This is a genomic window from Moritella sp. F3 (genome assembly GCF_015082335.1).
Taxonomy (GTDB): Bacteria; Pseudomonadota; Gammaproteobacteria; order Enterobacterales; family Moritellaceae; genus Moritella.
In genome coordinates this window covers 187614-213246 of record NZ_BLRL01000002.1, presented here as the reverse complement: position 1 = coordinate 213246, position 25633 = coordinate 187614, and the positions used below count along the sequence as shown (strand labels likewise).

Genomic DNA, 25633 nt, shown 5'->3' with positions numbered 1-25633 from the left:
AAGTGATATATATCACGTCACAGGCTATAGTTGATGTATTAATATTCATTAACGGGTGATGTTTTGAAATTCATTAAAGTTTCTGTACTGGTATTGTCATTATTGCTCACTGCTTGTGGTGGCGATAATGATGATAGCGCATATTTCACGGTTTCTTTTTCTGTTTCCGATGCACCAGTTGATAGTGCTGATAATGTGGTTATTGCATTCGACCAGTTAGAGTTTATTAAAACCGATGGCACACGTATCATTGTCGCTGTGGATGACGACAGCGCTGGTCATCATTATCAACAAATAGACCTACTTGATTACCCCGGCTCTAATTCCGCTTTAATTTTGACTGACCAAGTATTACCTGTGGGCGATTACAAAGAATTAATTATTCATATCGAGGCTAATAAAACTTTAAGTTATGTGAATGATAGTAATGGCACCAATGAGTTAAAGCAGCCGAGTAATAAGTTAAAGCTGGGCAGCTTCACTGTCAAAGACGAAACCGTACAAAGTTTTACTATCGAATTCGACTTACGTAAATCTCTCGTCATGCGTGGCAACACTGGTAATAATAATGGCTATATCTTAAAACCACATGGGGTGACTATCGTTGATAATGATACTGCTGCATCCTTGAAGGGCACGGTAGATAGTGATTTATTTTCTGCAGGTAGTTGCATCAATGACACGGGTAATTATGTGTATTTATATGCAGGTCATGATTTAGATAGTAGTAAGTTGGTAGATAATTTTGATGCCGACGATGATACATTTAATGATGTTCCACCTGATATAGGCTCATTTTCGCCATACACATCAACATCGGTGGATTTAAGCACTGGTGATTATGCTTTTGGCTACCTGCCACCAGGAAAGTATACCGTTGCGTTTAGTTGCAGTGCGATTGATGATGATCCGGTGCAGTTTGATGCATTGACTATTCCAGATCCAATATCACAATTTCAAAACGTTACTTTGCTGGACTCGCAAGAAGTGATTCATAACTTTAATCTGTGATTAAACCTAGATAACGTTGAGGTAAACTCTGTGGCATATTAAAACAAACGAGATGAACCAAATCTGAATTGATAAATAATTAAGTTATTGTTGTGATCATTATTAAATTTTAAAGGTGGCGATAAATAAGATTGGATTTTATGGCTTATATTGTTGTCATAAACCGAGATATTTATAGCAAATTTAATAAGGGAACATAATGAATAGCAAAGTAATTAAATACGGCCTTATATTAGCGGCTTTGGTTAATATTGCAGGTGTACTGACATTCTCAAAATTATTTAGTAATACCGCCATTAATGAGGCTGACCCAGTTGTCATGTCTAACTTTGGTTTAGTGATGATTATGGTATGGGGACTGGCTTACTTTGCTGCGGCTATGACGAAAGGCAGTATTCGTTTGTTAGTGTCAGTTTTTGCCGTCGAAAAGTTGGTGTATGTATGTGCGTGGGTATATTGGTTAGCAACAAATAACTTATTCACTCTATACGAAACAGATTTATTTGCTGGTATTTTCTATACGATTTATGGCTTAAATGATTTGTTGTTTATGGTGTTCTTTATTAAAGTTGCTATGCATAAAATAGGCAAGGCTGAGACGACTCTTAATGTCGACAGTAAGCCTAATTCCGAGTCTAACACTGAGCCTAAAGCTACCGCTGGTAGCAACATACCAAGCGCAACCAACTAATTTAATCATCCAGCTTTATGGCTTAGAATAAGCAGCCAGAATAACGATTAAAAAGGCACTGTAGGTAAGCTACAATGCCTTTATCTATTCACTTACCTTTTGTTATCTTTTAGCTTACTTGTTCTAACAGTGCATTACGATAAGTCACAATATCTTCAATCGTTAATACTGGTAAATCGTGCTTTTCACCAAAGGTAATGATTTCAGGTAAGCGCGCCATCGTACCGTCAGGGTTCGTTACTTCACATAATACGCCAGCAGGTTTTAACCCTGCTAGTTTCATTAAATCGATAGTGCCTTCGGTATGCCCGCGACGTGTTAATACACCGCCAGGCTGCGCGCGTAATGGGTAAACATGACCTGGACGTGCGAGATCGCTTGGCATGGCGTTATCAGCAATCGCGGCTTTAATCGTTGTTACACGATCCGCAGCAGATACACCCGTTGTCACCCCTACAGCAGCTTCGATACTTACCGTAAACGCAGTACCGTATTGGCTAGAGTTATTCTCAACCATAGGAGCGAGTTCTAAATGTTTAACACGTTCATCTGGTAGACAAACACAAACAATACCGCTACCTTCACGGATCAGTAATGCCATTTGTTCATTGGTCAGCGACTCAGCCGCATAGACCATATCACCTTCATTTTCGCGGTCTTCATCATCAACAACTAAAACCCCTTTGCCTAAACGTAATGCAGTTAGTGCTGTTTCAACACGTGTTATTGCGTCGCCAAAAGGGGAAAGTAAAGACTGATTCATGGTTTTAATCCTTAATATACAACTATAAAAATATTGGGTTCCAGAATCAGGGCGTGCAGAATTAGAGGTACGTTATTAGCCATCTACCAAGGCAGACGTTAACGTATCTTATATTCTCTCTCATCCGGACTTAGACACACTCGATGAATATGTTCATTACCGTCGGCTCTGGACTAGGCTATATGGCATAGCGTTCACCAGATCTGCTGACCCTAAGTGGTAAGTTTATAAATCAGTTGATGTTATAAATAGTAACCACTTAGGCGCTCGCGGGCTGAAATAGGCTACGACAAGTCGCATACCTGATTATTACCGCCGGTGGGGAATTACACCCCGCCCTGAGAATTTAATCGTACAGTGGATCATCCGATCACTGCCGACAAGGTTATGGTGCCTTGATTTGATAAAAATGACAAGTCTTTAAAGGTGTATAGAGGCGTGCTGTTAGAGTGACGGCTATCGTTGTTGGAGCTATAGTTAATTTATAATTGATTCATCGTTAGTAGTATGGGCAATAATATGAGGAGTGAATGATGAAACTTATGATGATAACTATTGTGATGTTCGGCTTTTTGTCCGGTTGTAGTAATACTGGTGAGGAGCCTGATTGGCCTGATGATCACAGGGGCGGCGGGCATTATTTTGATGGTCAAATAGACAATAATGCAATGCCGTATTTATATCCCCTGCCACTGGGAAATTCGAATACGTATATAGAATGGCAGCATGAAGTAGAGATATCTACAAGTAATCATACTGCGTTTAACTATCTAGGTGGTAACTCTGGGCCCTACCTAAATGATTAGAGGGTCGTAAATACTGGCATTATCAACGTTCTATCATGTTTGCATCTAGCGCATTGATAATTGCCTTTACTGCTCGTTATATTAGTCTATCGCTATTATTGCTCACGATAGTACTTAACCGCCCGCGAGTTTCACTGTATAGCCTTTTTTCTCTAAAAATTCTTTAGCCATGTCACGTTGATCACCTTGTATCTCGATGATGAAGTCTTTAACGCTACCGCCTACGCCACTTTTCTTTTTTAATTCTTTAGCGAGTGCTTTTAAGTCTTTCTCGGGTAAGTCGATACCACTAATTGTCGTCGCGCCTTTGCCTTTTCGGCCTTTAGTTTCACGGCGAATACGCACGATACCGTCACCTTCAGGTGCCACTTCAACTTGTTTTTCTTCTTTAATACGGCCAGTTTCGGTTGAGAAAACCATGCGGATATTGTCATCAAAATGCATATCGATACTCATTAATAGTCAATAAAGGGATGTTTCAGCAGCGCTGAATAAAGTGGATTATAACAAATAAAAGTAATAATGATAAGCTGTGGGAGAAGGTAGAACCCAAACGCACTGATGTCATTTGGGGGGATTATTATTTACGAATGCTGGGCTACACAGAACGATACTTAACTAAATAGAACTAGATTAAGCGTCTTGTTCATTGATGATATAGCTTAGTAAGGTACCTTCTAATAGTGATTTACGCACTAACGCAACACCAGCCATTGATGGTTCATTTTGAAATTCAGCTTCACTTATTACGAGATTCGGTACGAAACTGCCTAAAGCATGTTGTTGTACGCTGTGTTCAATAATAGGGAAAATAAGTGCTTTTGCTGCGACGATCTCGCCTTTAATTAACACCTTTTGTGGGTTAAATAGGTTTACAATAATAGCGATTGCTTGGCCGAGTAATTTACTCACACGCTGCAATACTTGCACGGCTAATTCATCACCGTTGTTTGCTGCGCTGCAAATCGCTTCAATGCTTAACTCTTCAAGCGTTAATGAGGTTTCATGACCTTGCTTAATTAACCCCGTTACCTGTTTCAGAATTGCTTCATTAGAGGCGATGGTTTCTAAGCAACCATGACTACCACAGTGACAAGGCAAACCGAGTGGGTCAATGCGAATATGTCCGATTTCACCGACTTGGTTGTTGTAGTTCGTAAAGATTTTACCGTTATTTATAATGCCAGAGCCAACACCATCATGTACCGACAGTAAGACGCTGTCTTCGCAATCTTGCGCGGCGCCAAAATATAGCTCAGCCAAGGATAACGATTGGGTATGATTGGCAATAAAAGCGGGCACATTAAATGTTTCAGTGAGCATGCTACCGAGTTTGATATCTTTCAAGTTGTGCTTCGGTAAATACACAATAGTGCCAGACTCTCGGTCGATTAAACCTGGAGATGTCACTGCAATGGCGATCAGAGTTTGTTTTGCTGAGTTGATATTAGCGCTAATAAAATCAGCTATGTGTGCTAATAAAAACGGGATCACATCGTTGTTTGGTGCAGTGCTTAACGCAACACGATAATCGTTCAGCTTAGTCCCTGCAATATCATGCAAGGCGATAGTTAAATTATTACGACCAAGTTTACAACTAAGAAAGACAAATGGATCTATCTCGCAAGTTAGTGAGATGGCTGGTCGACCGCCTGTAGAGGCTTGTTGTGCAACCTCTTTAATTAACCCAGACGCCATTAATTGGCGTGTCATTTTAGTAATACTAGCAGGCGCTAGCTCGCTAAGTTTTGCTAAATCAACACGTGAAATTTGCTTTTGCTCATCGATAAGGCGATAAACAGAGGCGGTATTCACTTGTTTTATAAATTCAATATTGGCGACTGGGCTATGTTTCATAATTAGAAGCTTTTCACTTGTCCGTTGACGATCGTTTTGATAACAGTGAAGTCCGCATCAAAGGCTGTTAAATTGGCCACTTTGCCTTTTGCAATGCTACCAAGTTTGTCTTCTACACCGATTGCTTTCGCTGGGTATAGATTTGCCATGCGCAGTGTTTCGTCTAGCGGTAAGCCAACGTGTTTCACTGTATTTTCAACTGCTTCGATCATAGTTAATGCTGAGCCGCCTAGTGTACCATCGGCACCAACACATTTACCATCACGATAGAACACTTCTGTGCCCACGAAGTCAAAAGATTCGATGTTAGCACCCGCTGGCGCAACAGCATCGGTCACTAAGACTAATTTTTCACCCATCAGCCTATGGCTCATACGCACATTGGCGTAATCAACATGATGGCCATCAACGATGATACCGGCGTAAACGTCTTGATGATCGTAAATCGCACCAACCACACCAGGATCACGACCTGTAATAGATGTCATCGCGTTAAACAGGTGAGTAGCAAAGCGCGCCCCCGCATCAAAACCTTGCATACATTCAGTATAAGTCGCGTTGGAGTGACCAACAGATACTAATACATCTGCTGCAACTAATTGTTCAATGTGTACAGGGTCAGTATTTTCTGGTGCTAAGGTTACTTTGCTAATCACGGCACTGTTGTTGCTGATGTGGTCGATCATCGCTTGTTCACTACGGCGAATAAGGTCAATGCTGTGAATGCCTTTTTTCGCTGTGGACAGGTAAGGACCTTCTAAATGCAAACCCAGCGCTTGGTTACTGTGCTTCGCTAAATATTCCGTCATCGTTTCGATAGCCGATTTCATTGCATTATCGGTAGCCGTAATTAATGTTGGTAAGTAGCTAGTACAACCAAATCGTTCATTGGTTTCTTGCATGATTTCAAGGGTTTTAACACTGATGTTAGTGTTAAATAAGACCCCACCACAACCGTTAAGCTGTAGGTCAATGAAACCAGCTGTTAAGCTTGCGCCTGCAAGGTCAATTTTTTCAATATCTGCAGGGCAACTAGCAAGTGTAACAAGGTCATGAATGTATTCACCATCGACAATTACACAGTGCTCAGTTAACACACTATCGTTTGTGTAGATAGTACAATTAGTGAGTGCATACATAGACTTACTCCGAAATAAAGCTTTGAATGTTTTGTGCTTCTAGCTCTTTAAAGTAGCGTACCGTTTTCACTTTTAATTCCATCGTCGCTGGTTCATCACAAGCAATGATTGATTTAGCATGTAGCTGTAGTGCAGAGATAGTCCAAAGGTGATTTACGCTGCCTTCAACAGCAGCTTCAAGTGCTAATGCCTTGTTGTGGCCTGTGATTAACACTAAAATTTCTTTTGAATCTAATAGTGTACCAACACCAACAGTCAGTGCTAATTTTGGCACCTGGCTAATGTCGTTGTCGAAGAAACGTGAGTTAACGATACGCGTATCTTCGGTTAGTGTTTTAACGCGTGTACGTGAAGCCAGTGATGATGCTGGTTCGTTAAATGCGATATGACCATCAACACCTACGCCACCCATGAACAGGTTAATTTGACCGTAGCTTTTGATTTTATCTTCGTAACGCTGACATTCAGCTTCTAAATCTTCAGCTTGACCGTTTAGTAGGTTAACGTTCTCTTCTTGAATATCTACGTGATCGAAAAAGTTACTGTGCATGAATGTGTAGTAGCTTTCTGGGTGATTTTTATCTATACCTACGTATTCATCCATGTTGAAAGTAACTACGTGTTTGAAGCTAACGTCACCCGCTTGGTATAATTTGATTAGTTCTTTATACGTAGTAAGAGGAGTACCGCCAGTTGGTAGACCTAAAACAAACGGTTTATCTGCTGTTGGGTTAAACGCGTTAATTTTATTAACGATATAAGCAGCGCTCCAGCGACCGACTTGAGCAGGGGTAATTAAAGGGATTAATCTCATGCGATACTCTCTATAGTTTTTAAGTGATAATTGATACTTTTTTTTAATTGTAAATTAAGTTTTCGGATCCAGCCATCAAAACTTGTCTTTTTATGCTCAAATGGTTGAATTAGATCACAATGCAGTGAATTAAAGGTGAATTTGGTTTGTCATTAACGCGCTCTTACTTTACATTACGAAATAAGTTGTGAGGTAAGTACAAAGTCTGTTCTTTTAATGGAACTGCTACAGTTTCATAACAAGAACAAAACATTTAATTGGATTTTAAACTTAAGATAAGGATGATGGCTGTATGTTTAGCTATTTACAAAAAATTGGTCGTGCACTGATGGTTCCAGTGGCAGTTCTACCTGCTGCTGCTGTATTAATGGGTATTGGTTATTGGATTGACCCTGTAGCATGGGGCGGTGAAAGCATGCTTGCTGCATTCTTCATTAAATCTGGTGCTGCAATCATTGATAACATGTCTCTTCTATTTGCTGTTGGTGTTGCTTATGGTATGTCAAAAGACAAAGACGGTTCAGCCGCGCTTGCTGGTCTTGTTGGCTTCCTCGTTGTGACAACGCTACTTTCACCGGGTGCAGTTGCTGCTATCCAAGGTGTTGGCGCTGACCAAGTTTCTGCAGCCTTCGGTAAAATCAACAACCAATTTGTTGGTATCCTAGTTGGTGTTATCTCTGCTGAACTTTACAACCGCTTCAGTGAAGTTGAGCTGCCTAAAGCACTTACCTTCTTCAGTGGTCGCCGTCTTGTTCCTATCGTAACTTCTTTCGTAATGATGGGTGTATCATTTGTACTTATGTACATCTGGCCAATGATTTTTGATGGTCTAGTAACGTTCGGTACTAGCATTAAAGATATGGGTCCTACAGGCGCTGGTATCTATGCGTTCTTTAACCGTATGCTTATCCCTGTTGGTCTTCACCATGCATTAAACTCAGTATTCTGGTTTGACGTTGCTGGTATTAACGATATCCCTAACTTCCTTGGTGGCGCACAATCACTAGAAAACGGCAACGCAACTGTTGGTGTTACTGGTATGTACCAAGCTGGTTTCTTCCCAATCATGATGTTTGGTCTATTAGGTGCAGCGTTAGCGTTCATCCATACAGCTAAACCTGAAAACAAAGCGAAAGTAACATCTATCATGATGGCTGCTGGTTTTGCAACATTCTTCACAGGTGTTACTGAGCCACTAGAATTCTCATTCATGTTCGTTGCGCCTGTATTATTCGTACTACATGCATTCCTAACGGGTGTGTCTGTATTCATCGCTGCTTCAATGCAGTGGATTGCAGGTTTCGGCTTCAGTGCGGGTCTGGTTGATTTAGTATTATCATCACGTAACCCACTTGCAACTCAGTGGTATATGCTACTAGTTCAAGGTGCTGCATTCTTCGTAATCTACTATGTAACGTTCCGTACTATCATCGTTAAGTTTGACCTTAAAACTCCGGGTCGTGAAGACGCAGGCGAAGAAGCAGCTGCTCCAGCTAAAGCTGGTAAAGCTTCACATGTTGAAGTTGCTGCTAAAGTTTTCGAACTTGTTGGTGGTAAAGACAACTTAGTACACGTTGATAACTGTGCGACACGTCTACGTCTTGATGTTAAAGACTCATCTCTAGTAAATGACGCTGAACTTAAGCGCCACGTACCAGGTGTAATCAAGCCAAGTAAAACTGCTGTTCAAGTAGTGATTGGTCCACAAGTTGAATTCGTTGCTAACGCACTTAAAAAACTTGTTTAATATCCTTACCGTGAGGTTAGCTACTCAGTAGTTAACCGCTAGGTACAAAAAGGGCGATACAGTTAATGTATCGCCCTTTTTTTATCATCATATAAATTGGATAACAAAGGTCTAAATAAAGAACTAAAAATAACTAATAGGTATGACCTGACAATTTCTTACATACTGGACGTATACAGCAATCGCACAAGGGTATATATTTCACTTCACTAAATTGATCTAGATCAATTTAATAATTTAAATTAATAGTACTCATTTAATTAAACGGATAAAAATATGACTCAAGTTACTTTTCAAGGTGATGCTGTAAACATCCTAGGCTCTATTCCAGCGGTTGGTTCACTAGCACCGGCATTCTCATTAACAGCTGGCGACTTGTCTGATTTAACACTTGTTAGCTTACAAGGTAAGAAAGTTGTACTAAATATTTTCCCAAGTATCGATACGCCTGTATGTGCTGCTGGCGTGCGTAAATTTAACGAAGCTGCAGCAGCATTAGAAAATACTGTTGTTGTATGTATTTCTGCAGACTTACCATTTGCGACAGGTCGCTTTTGTGAAGTTGAAGGCATTGCAAACGTGCAACACGCATCAACATTCCGTAGCCCTGAGTTTGCTGAAGCTTACGGTGTTGCTATCCCTGATGGCGCATTACGTGGTTTAACAACACGTGCTGTAGTATGTATCAATGCTGAAGGTGTTGTGACACACAGTGAATTAGTAGCTGAAATTACTGACGAAGCTAACTATGAGCTAGCACTTCAAGCGCTATAAGACGTTACGAATAACTAGCTGCTATGATAAATAGTGGTTAAGCGTTGCAAGTTTAGTTTGCAACAATGAATTGAAAATAGCGCTGCAGTATCTGTAGCGCTATTTTTTTATGCGGAAGTAAAATTATTGTTGGTTAGTAGCGTTAGTATTTGCTGGTAAGGGTAAGCTTGCAATGCTGCAAAGTTACTGATCTTCTTTGCTTTCATCTTCATGAATAATGGTGTGCTGATACCGCATAAGAAACGTGTGATTAATACGGGCGTAGGGCGTTTATCACAAGCACTAATAAACGCTTGGCTTAGCTCTGTGACGTGTTCTACGGATAATGCTGGCATACTTGCTGGTTGTGGCAGCTGTGCAATACGCCCCTGACAGACAGAGCACGTGCCACATTGGAGTGGTGCTTTATCATCACCAAAGTAAGTTGATAGGCCTTTACTTAAACATTGCGCACTTTGAATGTATTGACCAACCGCATGCACACGTTTAATTTCACTTTGCTCTTTATTAGCAAATTGCTTATGCAAGTTAGTGGCTAATTGTTGACTATCAAAACGTGAGTTTAATATTTGATATACATCGGTCATCAATTTACTCTCCAACACGATGTTATTGCGTTCATGCAAAAATTCTAGCGCAGTGATCACGCGACTACGCTGTTCTTGATAACCTTCGCTCATGCGCTCAAAGTTAACGGTTGCCCAAGTTCGTTTCGCTGGTGATGCGTTAAATATTTCTTCAATAAAGACACGTTTTTCATCAGTGAATTGATTCAGTATTTGCGCAGGGTCTTTTAAGAACTTAAAACGGTATTCAGCGAAGTAAGAATACAGAGGCTTGATGATGCCCTGCATTTCTAAATACACAAGCAAGGTTTTTAACGGTGCTTGGCGCAGGTTGCTGCTCATTGATAGTCCGTATAAAGTATGTTCCCACTCTGTGCCCGCAGATTGGATCTCGCTCAGTACAGCTTCAATCCCATTCAGCTCAGGTGTATCACCATAAACAAAGTTTTCGAGGATGCTTTGGTTGTCTAAGTTGGCTAGTACTAGGCATTGCGAGTCGTTGCCATCACGGCCTGCACGACCAATTTCTTGGCTGTAGTTTTCAATCGATTTTGGTAAATCAAAATGTACGACATTGCGGATATTGCTTTTATCAATACCCATACCAAAAGCGATCGTCGCAACAATACAGTCGATACCATTGCGCATAAATTTTTGTTGCACTTCTTCACGGATATCAGTGGGCATACCAGCATGATAAGCGACCGCTTCAATACCAAACTCTTGCAAGGCACCAGCAAGCTCTTCTGCGGTTCTCTGTAGAGTGACGTAGACAATAGAGGCTTGTCCAGACTTCTTACCTAGCCAGCGCGTTAGTGCGTGAAGCTTTTTGTCTTGAGCGATAGGGTGCATTAACAAGCTAAGGTTAGCGCGATAGAAACCGGTTTTAATAATATTTTCAGGGGCGATATTAAACTTGGTTTCCATGTCTTTAATAACAGCAGGTGTTGCTGTTGCGGTTAATAGCAAGGCTTGTTTAATATTCAGTTCTTTTTGGTATTGCGGTAGTTTCAGGTAATCGGGACGAAAGTTATGCCCCCACTCTGAAATACAATGCGCTTCATCGACTACTAACAATGAGATTGGAACTTGCTTGATGAATTTTCGAAAGCGTTCGTTCTTCAAACGTTCTACCGAGATCATCAAGATCTTCACTTCGCCTTCACGTACTTTCGACATGGTATCGCGGGCTTCATCAACGGACATGCTCGAATCGATTTTAGCGGCAGCGATATTGTGCTTTTTTAAGAATAGCAGTTGATCTTGGATCAAAGCTAATAACGGTGAAATAACTAAGGTCAGATTAGGCAGATGTAATGCGGAAACTTGATAGCATAACGATTTACCCGATCCCGTTGGAAAGATGGCTGCACTTGAATCGCCTTTGACGATATTGTTAATGACAGCTTCTTGGCCTTCTCTGAATTGATCATAACCAAAGTAGTGTTGTAACGTCTGATGCAGCATATCTGTCTCTCGAATGATGAAACCAAGGGTGGTTAAGCAGGGGAGTATATAGTTTTTTGTTAAAAAATGATCCCGTTTATGTAGTTAAACTTGTTGTAGTGCTATATTTTTAACAGTCAATCACGTTATTACAGGATGTATGATGAAGTACAAGCAAAGACTTAGCGTTAGCCTGTTGGCTATGAGTGTGTTGATGCACTCTGGGAGCGTGGCCGCAGAATCATTTGTCGCGCCGTTTGGTGGTTACGCTTTTGGAACCAGTGACTTTTCTACTGTAGATAGCACCAGCCAAGCAGAAAGCTCGGTTAAGATTGCAGAGTCTGAGCATTGGGGGGTGATGGCTGGCGTGACAACGTCAGATCCGGGCAGTATTTATTTACTTTATAGTCATCAATCGACAGAATTTAGTATTGGCGATAATTTAAATCAACCTGAAATAACTAAGCTAGACATTGACTACTTACATTTGGGGGGGGCATTGTACTTCCCCCAAGGTAAATTTAGACCTTATATTACTACCAGTGCTGGCTTAACGCAGATGCGCCCAGATAATGGCTTCTCTAATGAAACTAATTTCTCTATGAGTATTGGCGGTGGCGCTGAGTATCAATTTACTTCAAATTTTGCGCTGTTTGCGGATGTGCGTGGGTATGCCACGTTTATTAGTAGCTCGCAGTCGCTATTTTGTAATAGCGGCAACTGTAAGTGGCTGGTTGATGCGGATTTAATGTGGCAAGGACAAGTTAGCATAGGCGCAAAACTGACGTTTTAATTATTTTAATCGATGTCACAGAACGATAAATTGTGAACTAAGCTAAATGTAAATATTAAAAGTGTTAATATTTAAACGCTTGGTAAGCACTGGTTATTTTATTGTTGTGCGGTGTTTATTTATGTATTTCAAATAGGTGCGATCACCCACTTGATCAATTACGTTGTAGAATGATAGTTTCGAATGAAACTACTTTCAATGATGATAAGTGGTAATGAAAATATATAAGGAAATAAATAATGGCATTAACAAAAAAGCTCGGTGCTGAGTTTATTGGTACATTTTGGTTAGTCCTTGGTGGTTGTGGTAGTGCGGTATTAGCAGCGGCATTTCCTGATGTGGGCATTGGTTTATTAGGTGTGTCACTGGCCTTTGGTTTGACAGTATTAACAATGGCATTCGCGATTGGCCATATCTCAGGTTGTCATTTAAATCCAGCTGTTTCAATCGGACTTTGGTCTGGTGGTCGCTTTTCTGCAGCTGAACTTGGGCCTTATATTTTAGCACAAGTGCTAGGTGGCATTGCCGGTGCAGCAACTTTATATGTCATTGCCAGCGGTCAAGCTGGATTTGATGCCAGTGCTGGTTTCGCCTCGAATGGTTATGGTGAACATTCTCCGGGTGGTTATACCTTAATTGCGGCATTAGTGACTGAAATCGTCATGACGTTTATGTTCTTGATTATTATTTTAGGCGTAACGGACAAACGTGCTCCAGCTGGCTTTGCACCGATTGCCATTGGTCTTGGTTTAACCTTGATCCATTTAATTAGTATTCCTGTTACCAATACTTCAGTTAACCCTGCACGTAGTACTGGGGTGGCTATTTTCCAAGGTGATTGGGCTATGTCACAACTGTGGTTATTCTGGGTTGCCCCAATTGTTGGTGCGATATTAGCAGGTCTTGTTTACCGTTGGTTTGAATCCGATGAGCAAGAGCAGCAAGCTTAATAACATGTATTAATTTATAATTAAGTTTATAAAAAGAGGGGAACGTAATCACAATTACGACCCCTTTTTAGTTGCAAGCAATGCTGTGACTGAGATGGTGACTAATCCTGCAACAACCCCCCACAATGCCGATCCTATATTCCATAAGGTAAAGTCTGACGCGGTGACTAAAAAGGTCATCAGTGCGGCTTCTTTATAAGGTGATTCAATAAAGGCATGCTGTAAACTGCCACCAATAGTGGAAAACAGGGCTATCCCCGCCAACGCCATGATTAAGGCTGTAGGCATTGCTTTGAACAAGGTCATCAGACTTAGCGCGCATAACCCCATTAATAGATAAAAAGCCCCCGCACTGGCTGCTGCCCAGTAACGTTTTTTGGGGTCTTTATCGGCATCTTCTGACATACATATTGCGGCTGTGATCGCGGCTAAATTAATACCAAAACCACCAAAAGGCGCGATGAGGATATTGGTTACGCCCGTTACCGTCATTAATTTGGATACCGGCGCGTGGTAACCGTGGGCTTTCAAAATTGCAATGCCGGGCATATTTTGGGTTGCCATCGTGACTAAAAATAGCGGTAAACCGATATTGATGAGTGCTGCAATATTCCACTCAGGTTCGACATAGACCAGTTGTCCTAAGCTCCACGATAACTCAGGTATGACAAACAGTCCTTGTAACCATGCAGAGGCTATCCCGACAATTAAAATAGTCAACATGGCAAAACGAGGCGCAAGCGCTTTGCTTATCAAAAAGCTGATAAACATTAGACCGACGAGTAGCGGAGACTGATTCATGACATTGAATACCTCAATACCAAAAGACAGTAAGATCCCTGCTAACATGGCACTGGCTATTTGTAATGGCACGCGGTTCATTAATTTTTCAAATAACCCTGATATGCCCGACAGTGTAATCAAGCTGGCTGAGAAAATAAAAGCGGCGACAGCTTCGTTAATACTAAAACCTTGAGTACTGGTTATGAGCAATGCCGCTCCCGGTGTAGACCAGGCGATTAATAGCGGCGTGCGATAATATATAGATAAGCCAATAGACGTGATGCCCATACCAAGTCCTAGCGCAAAAACCCAGCTTGAAACCATGACTAAGTCAGCACCGAGGTTGGTGGCAGCTTGATATATAAGGGCAATAGAACTGGTGAAACCGACCAAAGCTGCAATGAAGCCCATGTTTACGCGGTTTAAAATGACACTATTCATTCGTTCTACTTCTCCTTGATGAAATCCATATTGGTGTTGCATTGACAATTCACTGTGCGTTATAGCGCACGACCTGTGTCTGCAAAATAACACTGTATGTTATAACGCACAAGGGCTATTATTAATGTCATCATTGTTTAGTGCCATTAATCGCAGTTTCTATCGTGATTGGTATCATTACTATTATCGCTATTTCATTCACAAGAGGCATTATTATTAATATTCATGCATCGCTCGGTTCTCGTCTTAAAGCCGCGCGCAGTAATAAAGGTTGGAGCTTAGATAAAACCAGTCAGCATACTGGTGTATCTAAAGCGATGCTCGGACAAATCGAGCGCGGCGAATCGAGCCCAACGGTGGTGCGATTATGGAATATAGCTAATGGTTTTGAGTTGCCGCTGTCTTATTTTTTAACCGACTTAGGGCTGGCGACAACTCAGACGTCTGTATCTACAAATACGCTAGAAAATAACGAGCATGATATTAAGATTGTGACGCTATTTCCTTATGATGCGGTGACTAAGATTGAAGTGTTTCAGATAACGTTAGACCCGCAACGTCAGCATATCTCGGCGCCACATAATGCGGGTGTGATAGAGCACATCATTGCAGTTGATGGCGCGATGGAATATTACTTAGCGCGAGCTGCGGATGGTACTGAACAAGAATGGCATCGCTTGCAGCAAGGCGAACGTATTAAATTTAACGCAGACCAGCATCACGGTTATCGTAATATGACTGATAAACCGATGACCATTCATAACATCATCTGTTATACCTAAATTAATCATACCCAGAGTGACTCATCGTGTAGTTAGCTTTCAAGCAAAATATGTTTATGTTATATATGTGATCGGCTACCTTGTTTGGGGTATTAGTAAGCTTTAGTATGAAAGTATATAAATTATATTAAGGAGTGCTAATGTTTACACTAAATATTGGTCCTGATTTACAGCTAGCTATCATACAACCGTCATTTGCGGGACGTTATTTAGATATCGTCACTGAAGAGCGGGCATATTTATCTAAATGGTTACGATGGGCGACACATGCCCATAATGAAGCCTTCTTTCTTGAATTCGTGCGTAAGTCATTGCAAGGTTATGCTGAGGGGAAATCAATGACGTGCGCGTTGATTTATCAGCATACTGTGGTGGGTAATGTCAGTTTTAATAATATTGATGAAGAATTAAAAAAGGTCGAAGTAGGCTATTGGTTAAGCCAAAAATATCAAGGTATGGGCATCATGACCAAAGCGGTCAGTTTTTTAATCGAATACGCATTCTCTGAGTTAAATATGGATAAAGTCGAGATATGCACGGCAGCTGAAAATACCGCCAGTCGCAGAGTATGTGAACGTTTGAATATGAGCTTAGAAGGCATCATCAGTAATTATGAAAACATCAATGGCGACATCATCGATCACGCTATTTATGGCATCCACCGTACCGATTTGCGCTAACACGTTCATTGTATGGGATAGATAGTATAGGAATAATAGATATGGAAGTGGTCGCATATTCACCTGAATATTTACCGGCATTACGTGCGTTGTATATGGTGACGAGAACGTCAACATTTACGTGGCTAGATAGCAGTGGCTACCAGATAAAAGATTTTGATGAACATATCACCGATGACACTCTTTATTTAGCTATAGCGGATGGCAAGTTGCTGGGCTTTATTGCCGTTTATGAGCCAGATAATTTTATTCATCATTTGTTTGTGGCAGAGGATTCACAAGGCATTGGTGTGGGAACGAGATTGTTAACCATGCTGAGTAAATTAAATGGCAGACCGCAGATATTAAAATGCATGGTGAAGAATGAAAAAGCGCTGCAATTTTATCTGCGAAAAAGCTTTGTTGAAGTGGGTAAAGGCACGGGAAGTGTAGGGGATTATTTGGTATTGAAAAGTAAAAGTAAAAGTAAAAGTAAAAGTAACAGGATTAAAGTAGGCCGTAGCCAACCTTAATCCATCATACAAGTTAAGTACTAACCACAATAGCACTTAACTCGTATGATTAACCTACTCGCTTCTCACTTACCTTATCTACCAGATACAAGATAGAGCGATACTCAATGCCACTGTGCTCGGATAAGCCAATCTCACAAGTTCGGCTATTGGAATAACCTTCGCTGCAATTACTCGGGACTTGGCGCGCTAATGGTGATAGTGCCGATGCGTTTAACTCGGGCGTCGTAAAGCCTTTGTCACCAGCAAAACCACAACACTGGATGTCTTCTGGAATAATTACTTCTGTTGCACAGGCGCGACTGACTTTCTCCATCACGCTAGCTAAACCTTGCTTACGTGAAGTACAAGTCACATGTAGCATCACAGGCTCTGCTTGTGGGGTAATATCCACATGTTCCATTACAAACTCTGCCACAAAGCGGAAAGGTTCATAGATGGCAATGTCTTTGGTCATCAGCTCAATACTAGTGCTAGCACATGGACTGGTATCCATTAACACAGGTAATTTACCTTGCTCTGACGCTTCCCAAAGCGCTGCTTCTAACTGCTGTGATTTACTCAGTGCAGTGTCCACAAATCCTTTACTCTTATATGGCATACCACAGCATTTTTCAGATAGCTTACTTGGCATAATGACTTCGATACCAGCTTTCTGTAGAACAGCTTGAGTCACGTCAGCCAGTGGGCGGTTATCCATGGCATTTTTGGCTGTGCCCATATTACGTGCGGCGCAGCTAGGGAAGTAAACAACCTTTTTATGTGCCAGAGCTAGCTCATTATTGCTAGCTAATCGCTTCACTTTACCTGCTGCTCTCGGCATGCTTGGTGTCCATAATGGCACCGCACCACCGCTGAGCTTGTGAGTTGCTTTGGTCACAGTGCGCATGGTTTTAGTCCCTAATACACTGTGAATACCGTTAGCGACGGTTAAGCTAGCTTGGGTTGCACTTGTTAGTCCGGCGAAATGATCACTACTCCAACGAGCTATCACGTTAGCGATAGGAGAATGCTGTTGGCGTAATTTACGGATCAAGTCGCCAGTATTTATATCAACAGGGCAACGCTCTGCGCATAACCCTGTTGCGGCACAGGTATCAATGCCGAGATATTTAAATGACTTTTCTAACTCAGCAAGGCGCACAGGATCTTCTTGGCTGCGTTGCAAACGGCTGATTTCACGGTATACGGTATTACGTTGGCGTGGTGTCAGCGATAACTCCCGTGATGGACAAACCGGTTCACAAAAACCACATTCGATACATTTATCAATAATATCATCTGCCGCAGGCATCACTTTTAAATCAGTGATGTGACTGTCTTTATTATCATTTAAGATCACGCCGGGATTTAAAATACCAGTTTTATCAAAGATACGTTTGATGTCTTGCATCAAGGCATAACCTTCACTGCCCCATTCAAGCTCGACATACGGCGCCATATTACGGCCTGTACCGTGTTCTGCTTTTAGTGAACCTTGATATTCAACAGCAACAAGTTGCGCCACATCATCCATGAAACCACTGTAACGAGTTATTTCCTCTTCTGTTTCAAAAGCCTGGGTGAACACGAAGTGCAAGTTACCCGCGAGGGCGTGGCCGAAAATGATCGCTTCATCGTAATTATATTTCTTAAATAAAACTTCTAGGTCGCGTACTGCTGGTGCGAGCTGTTCGATAGGGAAGGCGACATCTTCGATTATCACTGTCGTGCCGACTTCTCGCACGGCACCGACGGCAGGGAATAACTCTTTACGGATCGCCCACAGTTGGTTATATACCTTGGTATCCGTACTAAACTCGACTGCTTCGGTTGGATTCAGTTGGTCAATTAAGGTGTTAACTTGGATCACTTGCTGGTTTAAATCTGCATCACTTTCTGCGTGGATCTCAATGAGTAGCGCAGCTGCTTCGGTATTATTGTCAGCAGCAAGTTGAGTAATAAAGCTTGGCATACCCGGTTTATCTGCAACCGAGTTTAAAGCGCGATTATCCATTAATTCCACAGCCGCAACACTGGTATTAGCAAGTTCGCTCACGGCTAAGCAGGTTTGCTCAATATCTGCGAACAAGTACAGACCTGTAGCTTTAAAGCTATGGTCGATCACCGTATTGTAAGTAACATCAGCAATGAAGCCTAACGTGCCTTCTGAGCCAATAAATAAATGCTGTAATACATCAATCGGATCGCTGTAATCGGTTAACGAATTAAGGCTATAACCTGTGGTGTTTTTAAGGCGGTATTTGTGGCGGATCTTATCTGCTAATACGACGTTGTCTTTACAGGCTTGGGCAAGTTGGGTTAGATCATCGAGCATGTCTTTATGACTGATTTTAAATTGCGCGACGCTATAGCTGTCTAACGTGTTTAGTACTGTGCCATCAGCCAATACCACTGTCATACCCGCTAAGGTTTGATAGCTGTTTTGCGCTGTACCACAGCACATACCGGATGAATTGTTTGCTGCAATACCACCAATTTTACAGGTGTTGATAGAAGCTGGATCGGGCCCGATCTTACGTTGATAAGGGGCTAATATCTTGTTGGCCTCAGCACCGATAATACCCGGCTGTAGCCAGATTTGTTTACCATTGTTGAGTACTTTATGTTCGCGCCAATCTGATGTAAGCATAATAAGCACAGAGTCTGACAGTGCTTGCCCTGATAAACTGGTACCTGCTGCGCGAAATGTCACTGGAATAGCGAGGTCATAACAAGCCTTGATGACCAATACCACTTCGTCTAAATTAGCCAGTTGTAAGATCAGCTTTGGTATTAAGCGATAAAAGCTGGCATCCGTTCCATAAGCTAAAGTTAGCGTAGGGTCGGTGATAATACATTTATCATCGATGGACTGGCGTAATTTGCTAATTAATACGTGATACGGGTCAGACATTATAGGCTCCTGATAATGCAGCTATGTTATTTTTATTTTGTCGTTAATGTGCCACATTATGTTTATTTAAATTTAGTAATGATGCGAGATTAAACATAGTATTTATACTGTTTGTATATAGTACCGATCTAGCACTGTTTGATATACTAGCCCGATTACACATGACTGTTTCATAAAGTGGACCAATAATGCGAAGTACCGATGATTTTTTAATTTTTTATCACCTAATAGAGCAAGGTTCTTTTAGTAAAGCGGCTGATATTGTTGGTTTAACGAAGTCAGTGGTGAGTAAACACATCACCCGTTTAGAAAAAGAGATGGGTGTACAGCTGATCTTCCGTACCACGCGTAAGTTAACATTAACGGAAGCGGGCAAAGTATTTTTTGAACATGCCAGAACCATTTATCAATCTGTGCAAGGTGCCGTTGATGCCATGAATGGGCTAGGGGATAGCTTATCGGGTTCAATTCGCTTAACTGTGCCGACCGTGTCTGGCGAAATAATATTAGCGGAAGCGATTGCAGATTTTAGTGCTAGTTATCCCGATATTCATATCCACATGGATTTAGATAATAGCTTTGTTGATTTGATTGATAATAACTTTGACTTGGCTATCCGCACTGGTGCGCTGCAAGACTCGAGTTATATTGCGCGGCGTCTGGTGCAAGCGCAGTGGGTGATCTGCGCATCACCAACCTATTTAGCTAAAAACGGCACTCCAAAACGTCCTCAAGATTTAGATAAGTACAATTGCTTGGCTTATAGTCAGCAGGAAAGTGGCGCGAATGAATGGCTATTTAAAGGCCGAGAAGCAGACTACAGCGTTAAGATCTCGGGTAATTTCAGTGCCAATAATTCGGCGGCATTACGCAAAGCGGCGTTGTTTAATTTAGGCCTGATATATGTCCCTAAAGTGCTGGTGGCCGATGATTTACAATCGGGTACTTTAGTTGAGGTATTACCGCAACAAGTGGCTAAATCATTGGGCATTTACGCTATTTATCCGTATACCAAATTACAGCCATTAAAAGTGAAACTGTTTATTGAACATATCTATCAGTTTTATCAACGCCAAGCTGACAATTTTAGTTAAATTACGGTTCATCGAAAAGCAAACAGGCAAGGAAGATTATAATGCTTAAATATACTGAGATGTTACTCGACCGTGCATCGAATCAACGTAAAAGCCCTGAGTGGCTAGCAAGCCAAAAGAATAATGATAGCCGTTGGGTATTAATTCATACAGACCAAAACTATTTTAGCCAAGCTGATAGTTCAGCACTGTTTTTAACATTTGATGCTGTTCAACATCTTGATTTAACTGACGCTGTATTTTTAGGATTGGATGAAAGAACTGCCAGTACGCCTTACTTTGCGTTGGATTTGACCCATGTGGATGAAGCGTTAGTTGCAGTATTTTTGCTTGAAGGTGAGTTTCGCGATCTACGCAAAATGACGGTGATGTTAGATAATCCATCCGCTTCATTAATGGCGCTAGCTCGAGGTCTCGCTTTTTGGCATCGTTCACATTGTTTTTGTGGTCGTTGTGGCATCGTGAACAAGCCTGTAGCGGCAGGGCATGCACGTTTATGTACTAATCCTGATTGCCAGCATCAAACTTTTCCGCGTACCGATCCTGCTGTGATCATGGTGGTGCGTAAATTATTTGCCGATGGAATTGAGCGTTGTCTACTAGGACGCCAAGTTGAGTGGCCAGAAGGTGTATATTCAACGCTAGCGGGTTTTGTTGACCCAGGTGAAACATTAGAAACAGCAGTCGCGCGTGAAGTGATGGAAGAGTCGGGGATCAGGGTCACTAATGTGCAGTATTTAGCATCACAACCTTGGCCGTTCCCGTCATCTATCATGCTCGGTTTTATTGCTGACGCCTGTAGCGATGATATCCAAGTCGATAAACATGAAATTGATGATGCGCGCTGGTTCTCCCGAGCAGAATTACAATCGTTTGGAGAGTGGGGTGATGACGCGCCTGGTTTTAAAGTACCTAGAGTTGATTCGGTTTCACGTTATTTAATTGATCACTGGGTTAGTTTAGGCGAGTAAGCACCGATCATTCCCCGCATTTTCGTATTTTTATGGTATTTGACTGCAGATATTGGTGACTATCAGGTATTTTTACGAGTTATACGATATTAGCTTAGCTAATATAATGACGGCGTATTAGCAAGATACACCTGCCATGCAGGCGAAAGTCTAAATCATAAAAGAAATTCATTATCTTTTGTGTGAAATCCCACTTATTTGCAGTAAGTGGGATTTTTTTGATCGTTTAATATTAAGCCTTACTCTTTTCATACCCCTCCTTTCTCATTCTTCTTATATAGCGCCATACACCGTTGTAAAATCCGTGCTGTGTAATTAAATGCAAAGGTACCACTAAAGAGTTGTCTCACTGTTGTGTTCATTCAAAAGGGTTATAGAATAAAGGATGTGTTTTTTCGTGTTAAGGCCACTCAATGAATAAAAGTAGCATATTATCCATCCTCGTTTTATTAGCTTTAAGCTACCTTAGTTACAATAAATTTTATGCCGAACCTAAGGAAGTGGCTGCGTCAGCTAAAAGTGTCATGTTACAGATGGCGGTAAAGGAAAAGTGGATTGATGCTTTTGATTTAATGGCTGAGGTTGGTGTTGGAAGTGGTGATTTACAAAGTAAAATAGTGGTTACATCGAATTATGATAATGTCGTGCATGCGACAGGAAAAATAGCCTATTCATCGTCAACGCATGCAATGTGTAAAGAGGTCGACTTTTCATTTAAAACGGGTGCGTTAAATACATATAACATCACGAAAGAAAGTGATTGTTAGTGCCCTCTTAATTCATTATTACCTTCTACTTATCTCTAGATGTTTCACATGCATACTAGTGTCAAAGAACTGGAAATTATTACGGCCACAATTTTTGGCTTTATAAAGGGCTAGATCGGCATATTTCAGTAATGTTTTCGATTCATGGGAATGTAATGGAGCGATGCTAATCCCGATGCTACAGGTGATGTGAAAGGTGTATGGTTCAATGTTGATACCACGACGAAGAGACTTCAGGATCTTTTGTGCAACAGGTTTAATAATCTCTGGCGCAAATACATCCTGCAGTAAGATCATGAATTCGTCCCCACCAGGGCGAGAAACGGTGTCTTCTGAACGCACGCAGTCAGTGAGCCTATGCGCAACCTCTTTTAACAACTCATCACCCACGTCATGACCATAGGTATCATTAATGGTTTTAAAGTGATCTAGGTCAAGCATGATGACTCCGATCCCCGCGTCTTTTTGGCGATGTAAGATCTCAGCTGATTGATTTAGGCGATCATACAATAAACGTCGATTAGCTAATCCTGTTAACGGATCGTATAGGGCAATTTTCTCTATCTTAATCTGCTGATCTTTTTGTGTGGTGATGTCTTCACTGACACTAATAAAATGGCTTATCTCACCTTGATCATCCATCACGGGAGAGATCGACATCAGTGACCAGTAATACGCACCGAGTTTAGTCCGATTAAAGGTTTCACCATGCCAGTTTTTACCTGCAAGTATGGTGCTCCATAATTCTTCATGGCATGCCGGTGGCGTTTCTTTGGTACTGATAATACTCGGGGTCTGCCCAATAGCCTCTGATTCACTGTAGCCCGTTACTTCGCAAAACCGCGGGTTAATGTATTCAATGATGCCGTGTTTATCGGTGATCATAATAGAACTGGCGCTGTGTTCGACAGCTCTTGAGAGCTTTTGCAGTTGTACTTCTGCTTTTTTATGGGCGGTAATATTGCTAATGAAAGCAGAAAATCCACAGCCATCATCCATAGCTGTCGCTGTCAAACGTACATTTAACGGCTGGCCATGTTTATGTCGAATGATAAAATCTTCATGCCAATGCCGTTGAATACCTAGCTTGTTCAAAGATGGTGTAAAAATATGTTTGAATTCAGGGGTTATGTAATAAATGAGAGAGTTGGCTTTTAATTCAGCGAGTTTATACCCGGTTAACTGGCACAGAGCATGATTGGCAAAAGTGATATTGAAGTGATTATCAAAGATCAAAAAACCTTCCGATGTCGTTTCAATCGCGGTTCTAAATTGCTGTTCACTTTTGACTAAGGCTGCCTCGGCTTGGCGCTGCAGGGTTTTATCATGGACGATAGAATACAATATAGTGTGGTCGCCAGGCTTAAGGACGCCGGAATAAACACATACATCTCGGATTTCACCGCTATGGGTGATGATTCTATAATCTTGTTTAAACGATTCTGTATTAGCTGCTAATAGAGTATCCGCTTCTGCAGTTATACGCTTTCTATCATCGGGATGGATAATGTCGGAAAACAGATATAATTTAGACTGGAATGACGCAGCGGTATAGCCAAACTGCTCAATATTTTTAGTGACAGATAAGACTGGCCATTCAGCTTCAAAGCGCCAGGTAAAACATATTGGCTGCTCTTGTGTCTTTAATCCTTTATCTGATAATCCCATCAGTTATTCCTTTTCAAAATAATATTTTGTCCATCGTTGCGACTATGATAGAACTTATATCTACCATTGAGCTATTTTATCAGTCGGTGGACGTAACTAAATTGACTAATGTCAGTTGGTTACAATTATATTTGACTGTTTAATGGTGCTTAAATAACGATGTCTATTGTGGTTTGTGTTGATAATTGAAGCATACTTCTTGTTTGCTGACTTACACTCAAGTTTTGATATTGAGACATTAACTCTACAGCTTCCAATCTTATGGCTGCTTGTTGTAATTGTTGCGTCATCATTTCTGTTTTATGGGTTGCTAAGCGCAGCTCTTCTTCGCGATGATATGCGCGCATTCTCATTGCTTCTTTTGTTTTATTTTCAGCATTTGAATTGAATAAATCTATTAATGTCCTAGTCATAGAAACCTCACCTTTAGTTTGTATTATTAATTAATGCTAAATCGACCTCTTATAAATATTTGCTGATGAGGTTAATCTTCAATGTTACACACTGTTCCATTTTCCATTATTACTGAATGAATATTGTAGCTCTTCAATATATTAACTATTTCTTTGGGTAATTCGATTTCATCATCAATTTCAAAGGTATTGAATTCATGTAATAAAGCATTACACTCTTCCTTTGTTAGTTTATTTGTCATATCCCATCCATGTATTTATGCTGTTTAAATTATGATAGAGGCAGCTTATGTTCGACCTCACTAGTGCTAATGGAATAATCATAACGTGGTAGTTAACTGTAGAACACGTGAATCAATAGACCGTTTTCACATTCGAACTTGATGAGCGAAGCAGGTTTAGCTGTGTTAATAAAATACGTAAGTATGAGGATGGTCGGTGGGAATAAATCGGGATATTAATGGATGGGCAGAAATCACCCATGCATTTTAAAATATGATACAAATAGTATTATTTTATGAGTTCATTGGAGTTACTTGCTTTAATTAAAATAGCTTTCAATTTGACTAACGCATCAATCTCGTCATTTATTTCTTTCTTAATTTTTATTATCTCAGTAGGGCTAATTTTATTATTTTTTAGGGCTTCATGTATTTCATTGGATACATCACCGTGTTCTTTACTTGTTCCGACTAATGCATTTGAGATTGATTTATAATTTATACAGACATTCGGTTCTACGTAGTGTTTGTCACACTTCAAGTTGAAAACTTCTAACATATCTGTAAATACACTGACATGACGCCCACTATCATCTAATTCTAAAACTTTCATTACCGACATGAACTCTGTTAGCGTTAATTTATGTTCTTTAGATGTCGGTGTGAATTTATTACTGAATGTACCTGATGAGACTTTCGTGCCATTCATTTTTAATACTTCATTGTAAATCTTAGTGATCCCTATGTCTTTTGAATGTGCATGTAATGTGGTTAAAAAATTGTCCATCAAATTACTATCCATTTCTAACGTCCTTTTTGATATTTTAATTTCAATATGAATACTTTTATTCGCTTAAACTCGTCTTTTATAGACTAGTTCTAAACTAGAAAGGTATTACTTTTTAAGACGCTAACGGATATTTCTGATTATTAAAAGCATGTAGACGTTTTGAGTTATAAAACATTTCAATATAGTTAAATACGTCACCTTTAATCTTATGCCCTTAAATATATACCCAAAAAAACCAACAGCTCTCACTGTTGGTTT

The 25633-nt window shown here is 40.8% G+C and carries 25 protein-coding genes and 1 riboswitch; of the genes, 13 read left to right on the top strand and 12 right to left on the bottom strand.

Annotated elements, in window-relative coordinates; genetic code table 11:
• The first annotated feature begins 63 nt into the window (after window positions 1–63).
• Complete coding sequence (locus tag JFU56_RS04095) at window positions 64–1011, top strand: DUF4382 domain-containing protein (RefSeq protein WP_198436015.1); 948 nt, start codon at window positions 64–66, stop codon at window positions 1009–1011.
• Window positions 1012–1210: 199 nt separating this feature from the next.
• Entirely contained in the window at window positions 1211–1702 is a 492-nt protein-coding gene (locus tag JFU56_RS04090) for a hypothetical protein (protein WP_198436014.1), read from the top strand.
• A gap of 109 nt (window positions 1703–1811) precedes the next feature.
• On the opposite strand, the gene ribB is transcribed toward JFU56_RS04090, so the two are convergent.
• Window positions 1812–2465, bottom strand: coding sequence for a 3,4-dihydroxy-2-butanone-4-phosphate synthase (gene ribB, locus JFU56_RS04085; RefSeq protein WP_198436013.1), 654 nt, complete (start codon window positions 2463–2465; stop codon window positions 1812–1814).
• 108 nt (window positions 2466–2573) lie between these two features.
• Window positions 2574–2815: riboswitch (FMN riboswitch) on the bottom strand.
• A 192-nt stretch (window positions 2816–3007) separates the two neighbouring features.
• Here ribB and JFU56_RS04080 point away from each other — a divergent pair.
• Window positions 3008–3271, top strand: a complete 264-nt coding sequence (locus tag JFU56_RS04080) for a hypothetical protein (RefSeq protein ID WP_242065842.1) — start codon at window positions 3008–3010, stop codon at window positions 3269–3271.
• A 114-nt stretch (window positions 3272–3385) separates the two neighbouring features.
• Here the strand turns inward: JFU56_RS04080 and yciH are convergent, their stop codons facing one another.
• The 4 genes from yciH to nagB all read right to left on the bottom strand — a co-directional run bounded on the left by yciH (window position 3386) and on the right by nagB (window position 7081).
• A complete protein-coding gene (gene yciH, locus JFU56_RS04075; RefSeq protein WP_242065841.1) occupies window positions 3386–3727 on the bottom strand; it encodes a stress response translation initiation inhibitor YciH in 342 nt (113 codons plus the stop codon).
• 177 nt (window positions 3728–3904) lie between these two features.
• Window positions 3905–5128 carry an ROK family protein gene (locus tag JFU56_RS04070; RefSeq protein WP_198436012.1) on the bottom strand — a complete coding sequence of 408 codons (1224 nt, stop codon included), beginning with the start codon at window positions 5126–5128 and terminating at the stop codon, window positions 3905–3907.
• Between the two features lie 2 nt (window positions 5129–5130).
• The gene (gene nagA / locus JFU56_RS04065; RefSeq protein ID WP_198436011.1) at window positions 5131–6267 is read right to left on the bottom strand and encodes an N-acetylglucosamine-6-phosphate deacetylase; all 1137 of its coding nucleotides are present in this window, start codon (window positions 6265–6267) and stop codon (window positions 5131–5133) included.
• A gap of 4 nt (window positions 6268–6271) precedes the next feature.
• A complete protein-coding gene (gene nagB, locus JFU56_RS04060; RefSeq protein ID WP_198436010.1) occupies window positions 6272–7081 on the bottom strand; it encodes a glucosamine-6-phosphate deaminase in 810 nt (269 codons plus the stop codon).
• 292 nt (window positions 7082–7373) lie between these two features.
• Between nagB and nagE the strand changes: the two genes are divergently transcribed.
• Window positions 7374–8828 carry an N-acetylglucosamine-specific PTS transporter subunit IIBC gene (nagE, locus tag JFU56_RS04055; RefSeq protein WP_198436009.1) on the top strand — a complete coding sequence of 485 codons (1455 nt, stop codon included), beginning with the start codon at window positions 7374–7376 and terminating at the stop codon, window positions 8826–8828.
• A 276-nt stretch (window positions 8829–9104) separates the two neighbouring features.
• Window positions 9105–9602, top strand: a complete 498-nt coding sequence (gene tpx / locus JFU56_RS04050) for a thiol peroxidase (protein ID WP_198436008.1) — start codon at window positions 9105–9107, stop codon at window positions 9600–9602.
• Window positions 9603–9709: 107 nt separating this feature from the next.
• Here the strand turns inward: tpx and JFU56_RS04045 are convergent, their stop codons facing one another.
• Entirely contained in the window at window positions 9710–11635 is a 1926-nt protein-coding gene (locus tag JFU56_RS04045; RefSeq protein ID WP_198436007.1) for an ATP-dependent DNA helicase RecQ, read from the bottom strand.
• Window positions 11636–11777: 142 nt separating this feature from the next.
• Between JFU56_RS04045 and JFU56_RS04040 the strand changes: the two genes are divergently transcribed.
• The gene (locus JFU56_RS04040) at window positions 11778–12407 is read left to right on the top strand and encodes an outer membrane beta-barrel protein (protein WP_198436006.1); all 630 of its coding nucleotides are present in this window, start codon (window positions 11778–11780) and stop codon (window positions 12405–12407) included.
• A 239-nt stretch (window positions 12408–12646) separates the two neighbouring features.
• Entirely contained in the window at window positions 12647–13357 is a 711-nt protein-coding gene (gene aqpZ / locus JFU56_RS04035; protein ID WP_198436005.1) for an aquaporin Z, read from the top strand.
• A 54-nt stretch (window positions 13358–13411) separates the two neighbouring features.
• On the opposite strand, the gene JFU56_RS04030 is transcribed toward aqpZ, so the two are convergent.
• Window positions 13412–14581 (bottom strand): benzoate/H(+) symporter BenE family transporter, encoded by a 1170-nt coding sequence (locus tag JFU56_RS04030; RefSeq protein WP_198436004.1) that lies wholly within the window; start codon window positions 14579–14581, stop codon window positions 13412–13414.
• 140 nt (window positions 14582–14721) lie between these two features.
• Between JFU56_RS04030 and JFU56_RS04025 the strand changes: the two genes are divergently transcribed.
• The 3 genes from JFU56_RS04025 (at window position 14722) to JFU56_RS04015 (ending at window position 16555) form a co-directional block, all read left to right on the top strand.
• Window positions 14722–15363 carry a helix-turn-helix domain-containing protein gene (locus JFU56_RS04025; protein WP_242065840.1) on the top strand — a complete coding sequence of 214 codons (642 nt, stop codon included), beginning with the start codon at window positions 14722–14724 and terminating at the stop codon, window positions 15361–15363.
• A 140-nt stretch (window positions 15364–15503) separates the two neighbouring features.
• Window positions 15504–16043 carry a GNAT family N-acetyltransferase gene (locus JFU56_RS04020; protein WP_198436003.1) on the top strand — a complete coding sequence of 180 codons (540 nt, stop codon included), beginning with the start codon at window positions 15504–15506 and terminating at the stop codon, window positions 16041–16043.
• 41 nt (window positions 16044–16084) lie between these two features.
• On the top strand, window positions 16085–16555 hold the full coding sequence (locus JFU56_RS04015) for a GNAT family N-acetyltransferase (protein WP_198436002.1): 471 nt from the start codon (window positions 16085–16087) through the stop codon (window positions 16553–16555).
• Window positions 16556–16604: 49 nt separating this feature from the next.
• Here JFU56_RS04015 and JFU56_RS04010 read toward each other — a convergent pair whose 3' ends face one another.
• Window positions 16605–19451 carry an FAD-binding and (Fe-S)-binding domain-containing protein gene (locus JFU56_RS04010; protein ID WP_198436001.1) on the bottom strand — a complete coding sequence of 949 codons (2847 nt, stop codon included), beginning with the start codon at window positions 19449–19451 and terminating at the stop codon, window positions 16605–16607.
• 188 nt (window positions 19452–19639) lie between these two features.
• On the opposite strand from JFU56_RS04010, the gene JFU56_RS04005 reads away from it, so the two are divergent.
• The 3 genes from JFU56_RS04005 to JFU56_RS03995 all read left to right on the top strand — a co-directional run bounded on the left by JFU56_RS04005 (window position 19640) and on the right by JFU56_RS03995 (window position 22283).
• A complete protein-coding gene (locus tag JFU56_RS04005; RefSeq protein WP_198436000.1) occupies window positions 19640–20545 on the top strand; it encodes a LysR family transcriptional regulator in 906 nt (301 codons plus the stop codon).
• Window positions 20546–20586: 41 nt separating this feature from the next.
• A complete protein-coding gene (nudC, locus tag JFU56_RS04000) occupies window positions 20587–21516 on the top strand; it encodes an NAD(+) diphosphatase (RefSeq protein ID WP_198435999.1) in 930 nt (309 codons plus the stop codon).
• A gap of 413 nt (window positions 21517–21929) precedes the next feature.
• Window positions 21930–22283, top strand: a complete 354-nt coding sequence (locus JFU56_RS03995) for a hypothetical protein (protein WP_198435998.1) — start codon at window positions 21930–21932, stop codon at window positions 22281–22283.
• Between the two features lie 18 nt (window positions 22284–22301).
• Here JFU56_RS03995 and JFU56_RS03990 read toward each other — a convergent pair whose 3' ends face one another.
• From JFU56_RS03990 to JFU56_RS03975, 4 genes are all read right to left on the bottom strand, one after another.
• Window positions 22302–23951 carry a bifunctional diguanylate cyclase/phosphodiesterase gene (locus tag JFU56_RS03990; RefSeq protein WP_198435997.1) on the bottom strand — a complete coding sequence of 550 codons (1650 nt, stop codon included), beginning with the start codon at window positions 23949–23951 and terminating at the stop codon, window positions 22302–22304.
• A 149-nt stretch (window positions 23952–24100) separates the two neighbouring features.
• Window positions 24101–24364 carry a hypothetical protein gene (locus tag JFU56_RS03985; protein WP_198435996.1) on the bottom strand — a complete coding sequence of 88 codons (264 nt, stop codon included), beginning with the start codon at window positions 24362–24364 and terminating at the stop codon, window positions 24101–24103.
• A gap of 71 nt (window positions 24365–24435) precedes the next feature.
• On the bottom strand, window positions 24436–24606 hold the full coding sequence (locus JFU56_RS03980; protein ID WP_198435995.1) for a hypothetical protein: 171 nt from the start codon (window positions 24604–24606) through the stop codon (window positions 24436–24438).
• 268 nt (window positions 24607–24874) lie between these two features.
• The gene (locus JFU56_RS03975) at window positions 24875–25387 is read right to left on the bottom strand and encodes a phage regulatory CII family protein (protein ID WP_198435994.1); all 513 of its coding nucleotides are present in this window, start codon (window positions 25385–25387) and stop codon (window positions 24875–24877) included.
• Window positions 25388–25633: the final 246 nt, after the last annotated feature.

Coding starts and splice junctions, on each gene's coding strand:
- JFU56_RS04090 (WP_198436014.1), top strand. CDS start 1,211: ATGAATAGCAAAGTAATTAAATACGGCCTTATATTAGCGGCTTTGGTT.
- ribB (WP_198436013.1), bottom strand. CDS start 2,465: ATGAATCAGTCTTTACTTTCCCCTTTTGGCGACGCAATAACACGTGTT.
- JFU56_RS04080 (WP_242065842.1), top strand. CDS start 3,008: ATGATGATAACTATTGTGATGTTCGGCTTTTTGTCCGGTTGTAGTAAT.
- yciH (WP_242065841.1), bottom strand. CDS start 3,727: ATGAGTATCGATATGCATTTTGATGACAATATCCGCATGGTTTTCTCA.
- JFU56_RS04070 (WP_198436012.1), bottom strand. CDS start 5,128: ATGAAACATAGCCCAGTCGCCAATATTGAATTTATAAAACAAGTGAAT.
- nagA (WP_198436011.1), bottom strand. CDS start 6,267: ATGTATGCACTCACTAATTGTACTATCTACACAAACGATAGTGTGTTA.
- nagB (WP_198436010.1), bottom strand. CDS start 7,081: ATGAGATTAATCCCTTTAATTACCCCTGCTCAAGTCGGTCGCTGGAGC.
- nagE (WP_198436009.1), top strand. CDS start 7,374: ATGTTTAGCTATTTACAAAAAATTGGTCGTGCACTGATGGTTCCAGTG.
- tpx (WP_198436008.1), top strand. CDS start 9,105: ATGACTCAAGTTACTTTTCAAGGTGATGCTGTAAACATCCTAGGCTCT.
- JFU56_RS04045 (WP_198436007.1), bottom strand. CDS start 11,635: ATGCTGCATCAGACGTTACAACACTACTTTGGTTATGATCAATTCAGA.
- JFU56_RS04040 (WP_198436006.1), top strand. CDS start 11,778: ATGAAGTACAAGCAAAGACTTAGCGTTAGCCTGTTGGCTATGAGTGTG.
- aqpZ (WP_198436005.1), top strand. CDS start 12,647: ATGGCATTAACAAAAAAGCTCGGTGCTGAGTTTATTGGTACATTTTGG.
- JFU56_RS04030 (WP_198436004.1), bottom strand. CDS start 14,581: ATGAATAGTGTCATTTTAAACCGCGTAAACATGGGCTTCATTGCAGCT.
- JFU56_RS04020 (WP_198436003.1), top strand. CDS start 15,504: ATGTTTACACTAAATATTGGTCCTGATTTACAGCTAGCTATCATACAA.
- JFU56_RS04015 (WP_198436002.1), top strand. CDS start 16,085: ATGGAAGTGGTCGCATATTCACCTGAATATTTACCGGCATTACGTGCG.
- JFU56_RS04010 (WP_198436001.1), bottom strand. CDS start 19,451: ATGTCTGACCCGTATCACGTATTAATTAGCAAATTACGCCAGTCCATC.
- JFU56_RS04005 (WP_198436000.1), top strand. CDS start 19,640: ATGCGAAGTACCGATGATTTTTTAATTTTTTATCACCTAATAGAGCAA.
- nudC (WP_198435999.1), top strand. CDS start 20,587: ATGCTTAAATATACTGAGATGTTACTCGACCGTGCATCGAATCAACGT.
- JFU56_RS03995 (WP_198435998.1), top strand. CDS start 21,930: ATGAATAAAAGTAGCATATTATCCATCCTCGTTTTATTAGCTTTAAGC.
- JFU56_RS03990 (WP_198435997.1), bottom strand. CDS start 23,951: ATGGGATTATCAGATAAAGGATTAAAGACACAAGAGCAGCCAATATGT.
- JFU56_RS03985 (WP_198435996.1), bottom strand. CDS start 24,364: ATGACTAGGACATTAATAGATTTATTCAATTCAAATGCTGAAAATAAA.
- JFU56_RS03980 (WP_198435995.1), bottom strand. CDS start 24,606: ATGACAAATAAACTAACAAAGGAAGAGTGTAATGCTTTATTACATGAA.
- JFU56_RS03975 (WP_198435994.1), bottom strand. CDS start 25,387: ATGGATAGTAATTTGATGGACAATTTTTTAACCACATTACATGCACAT.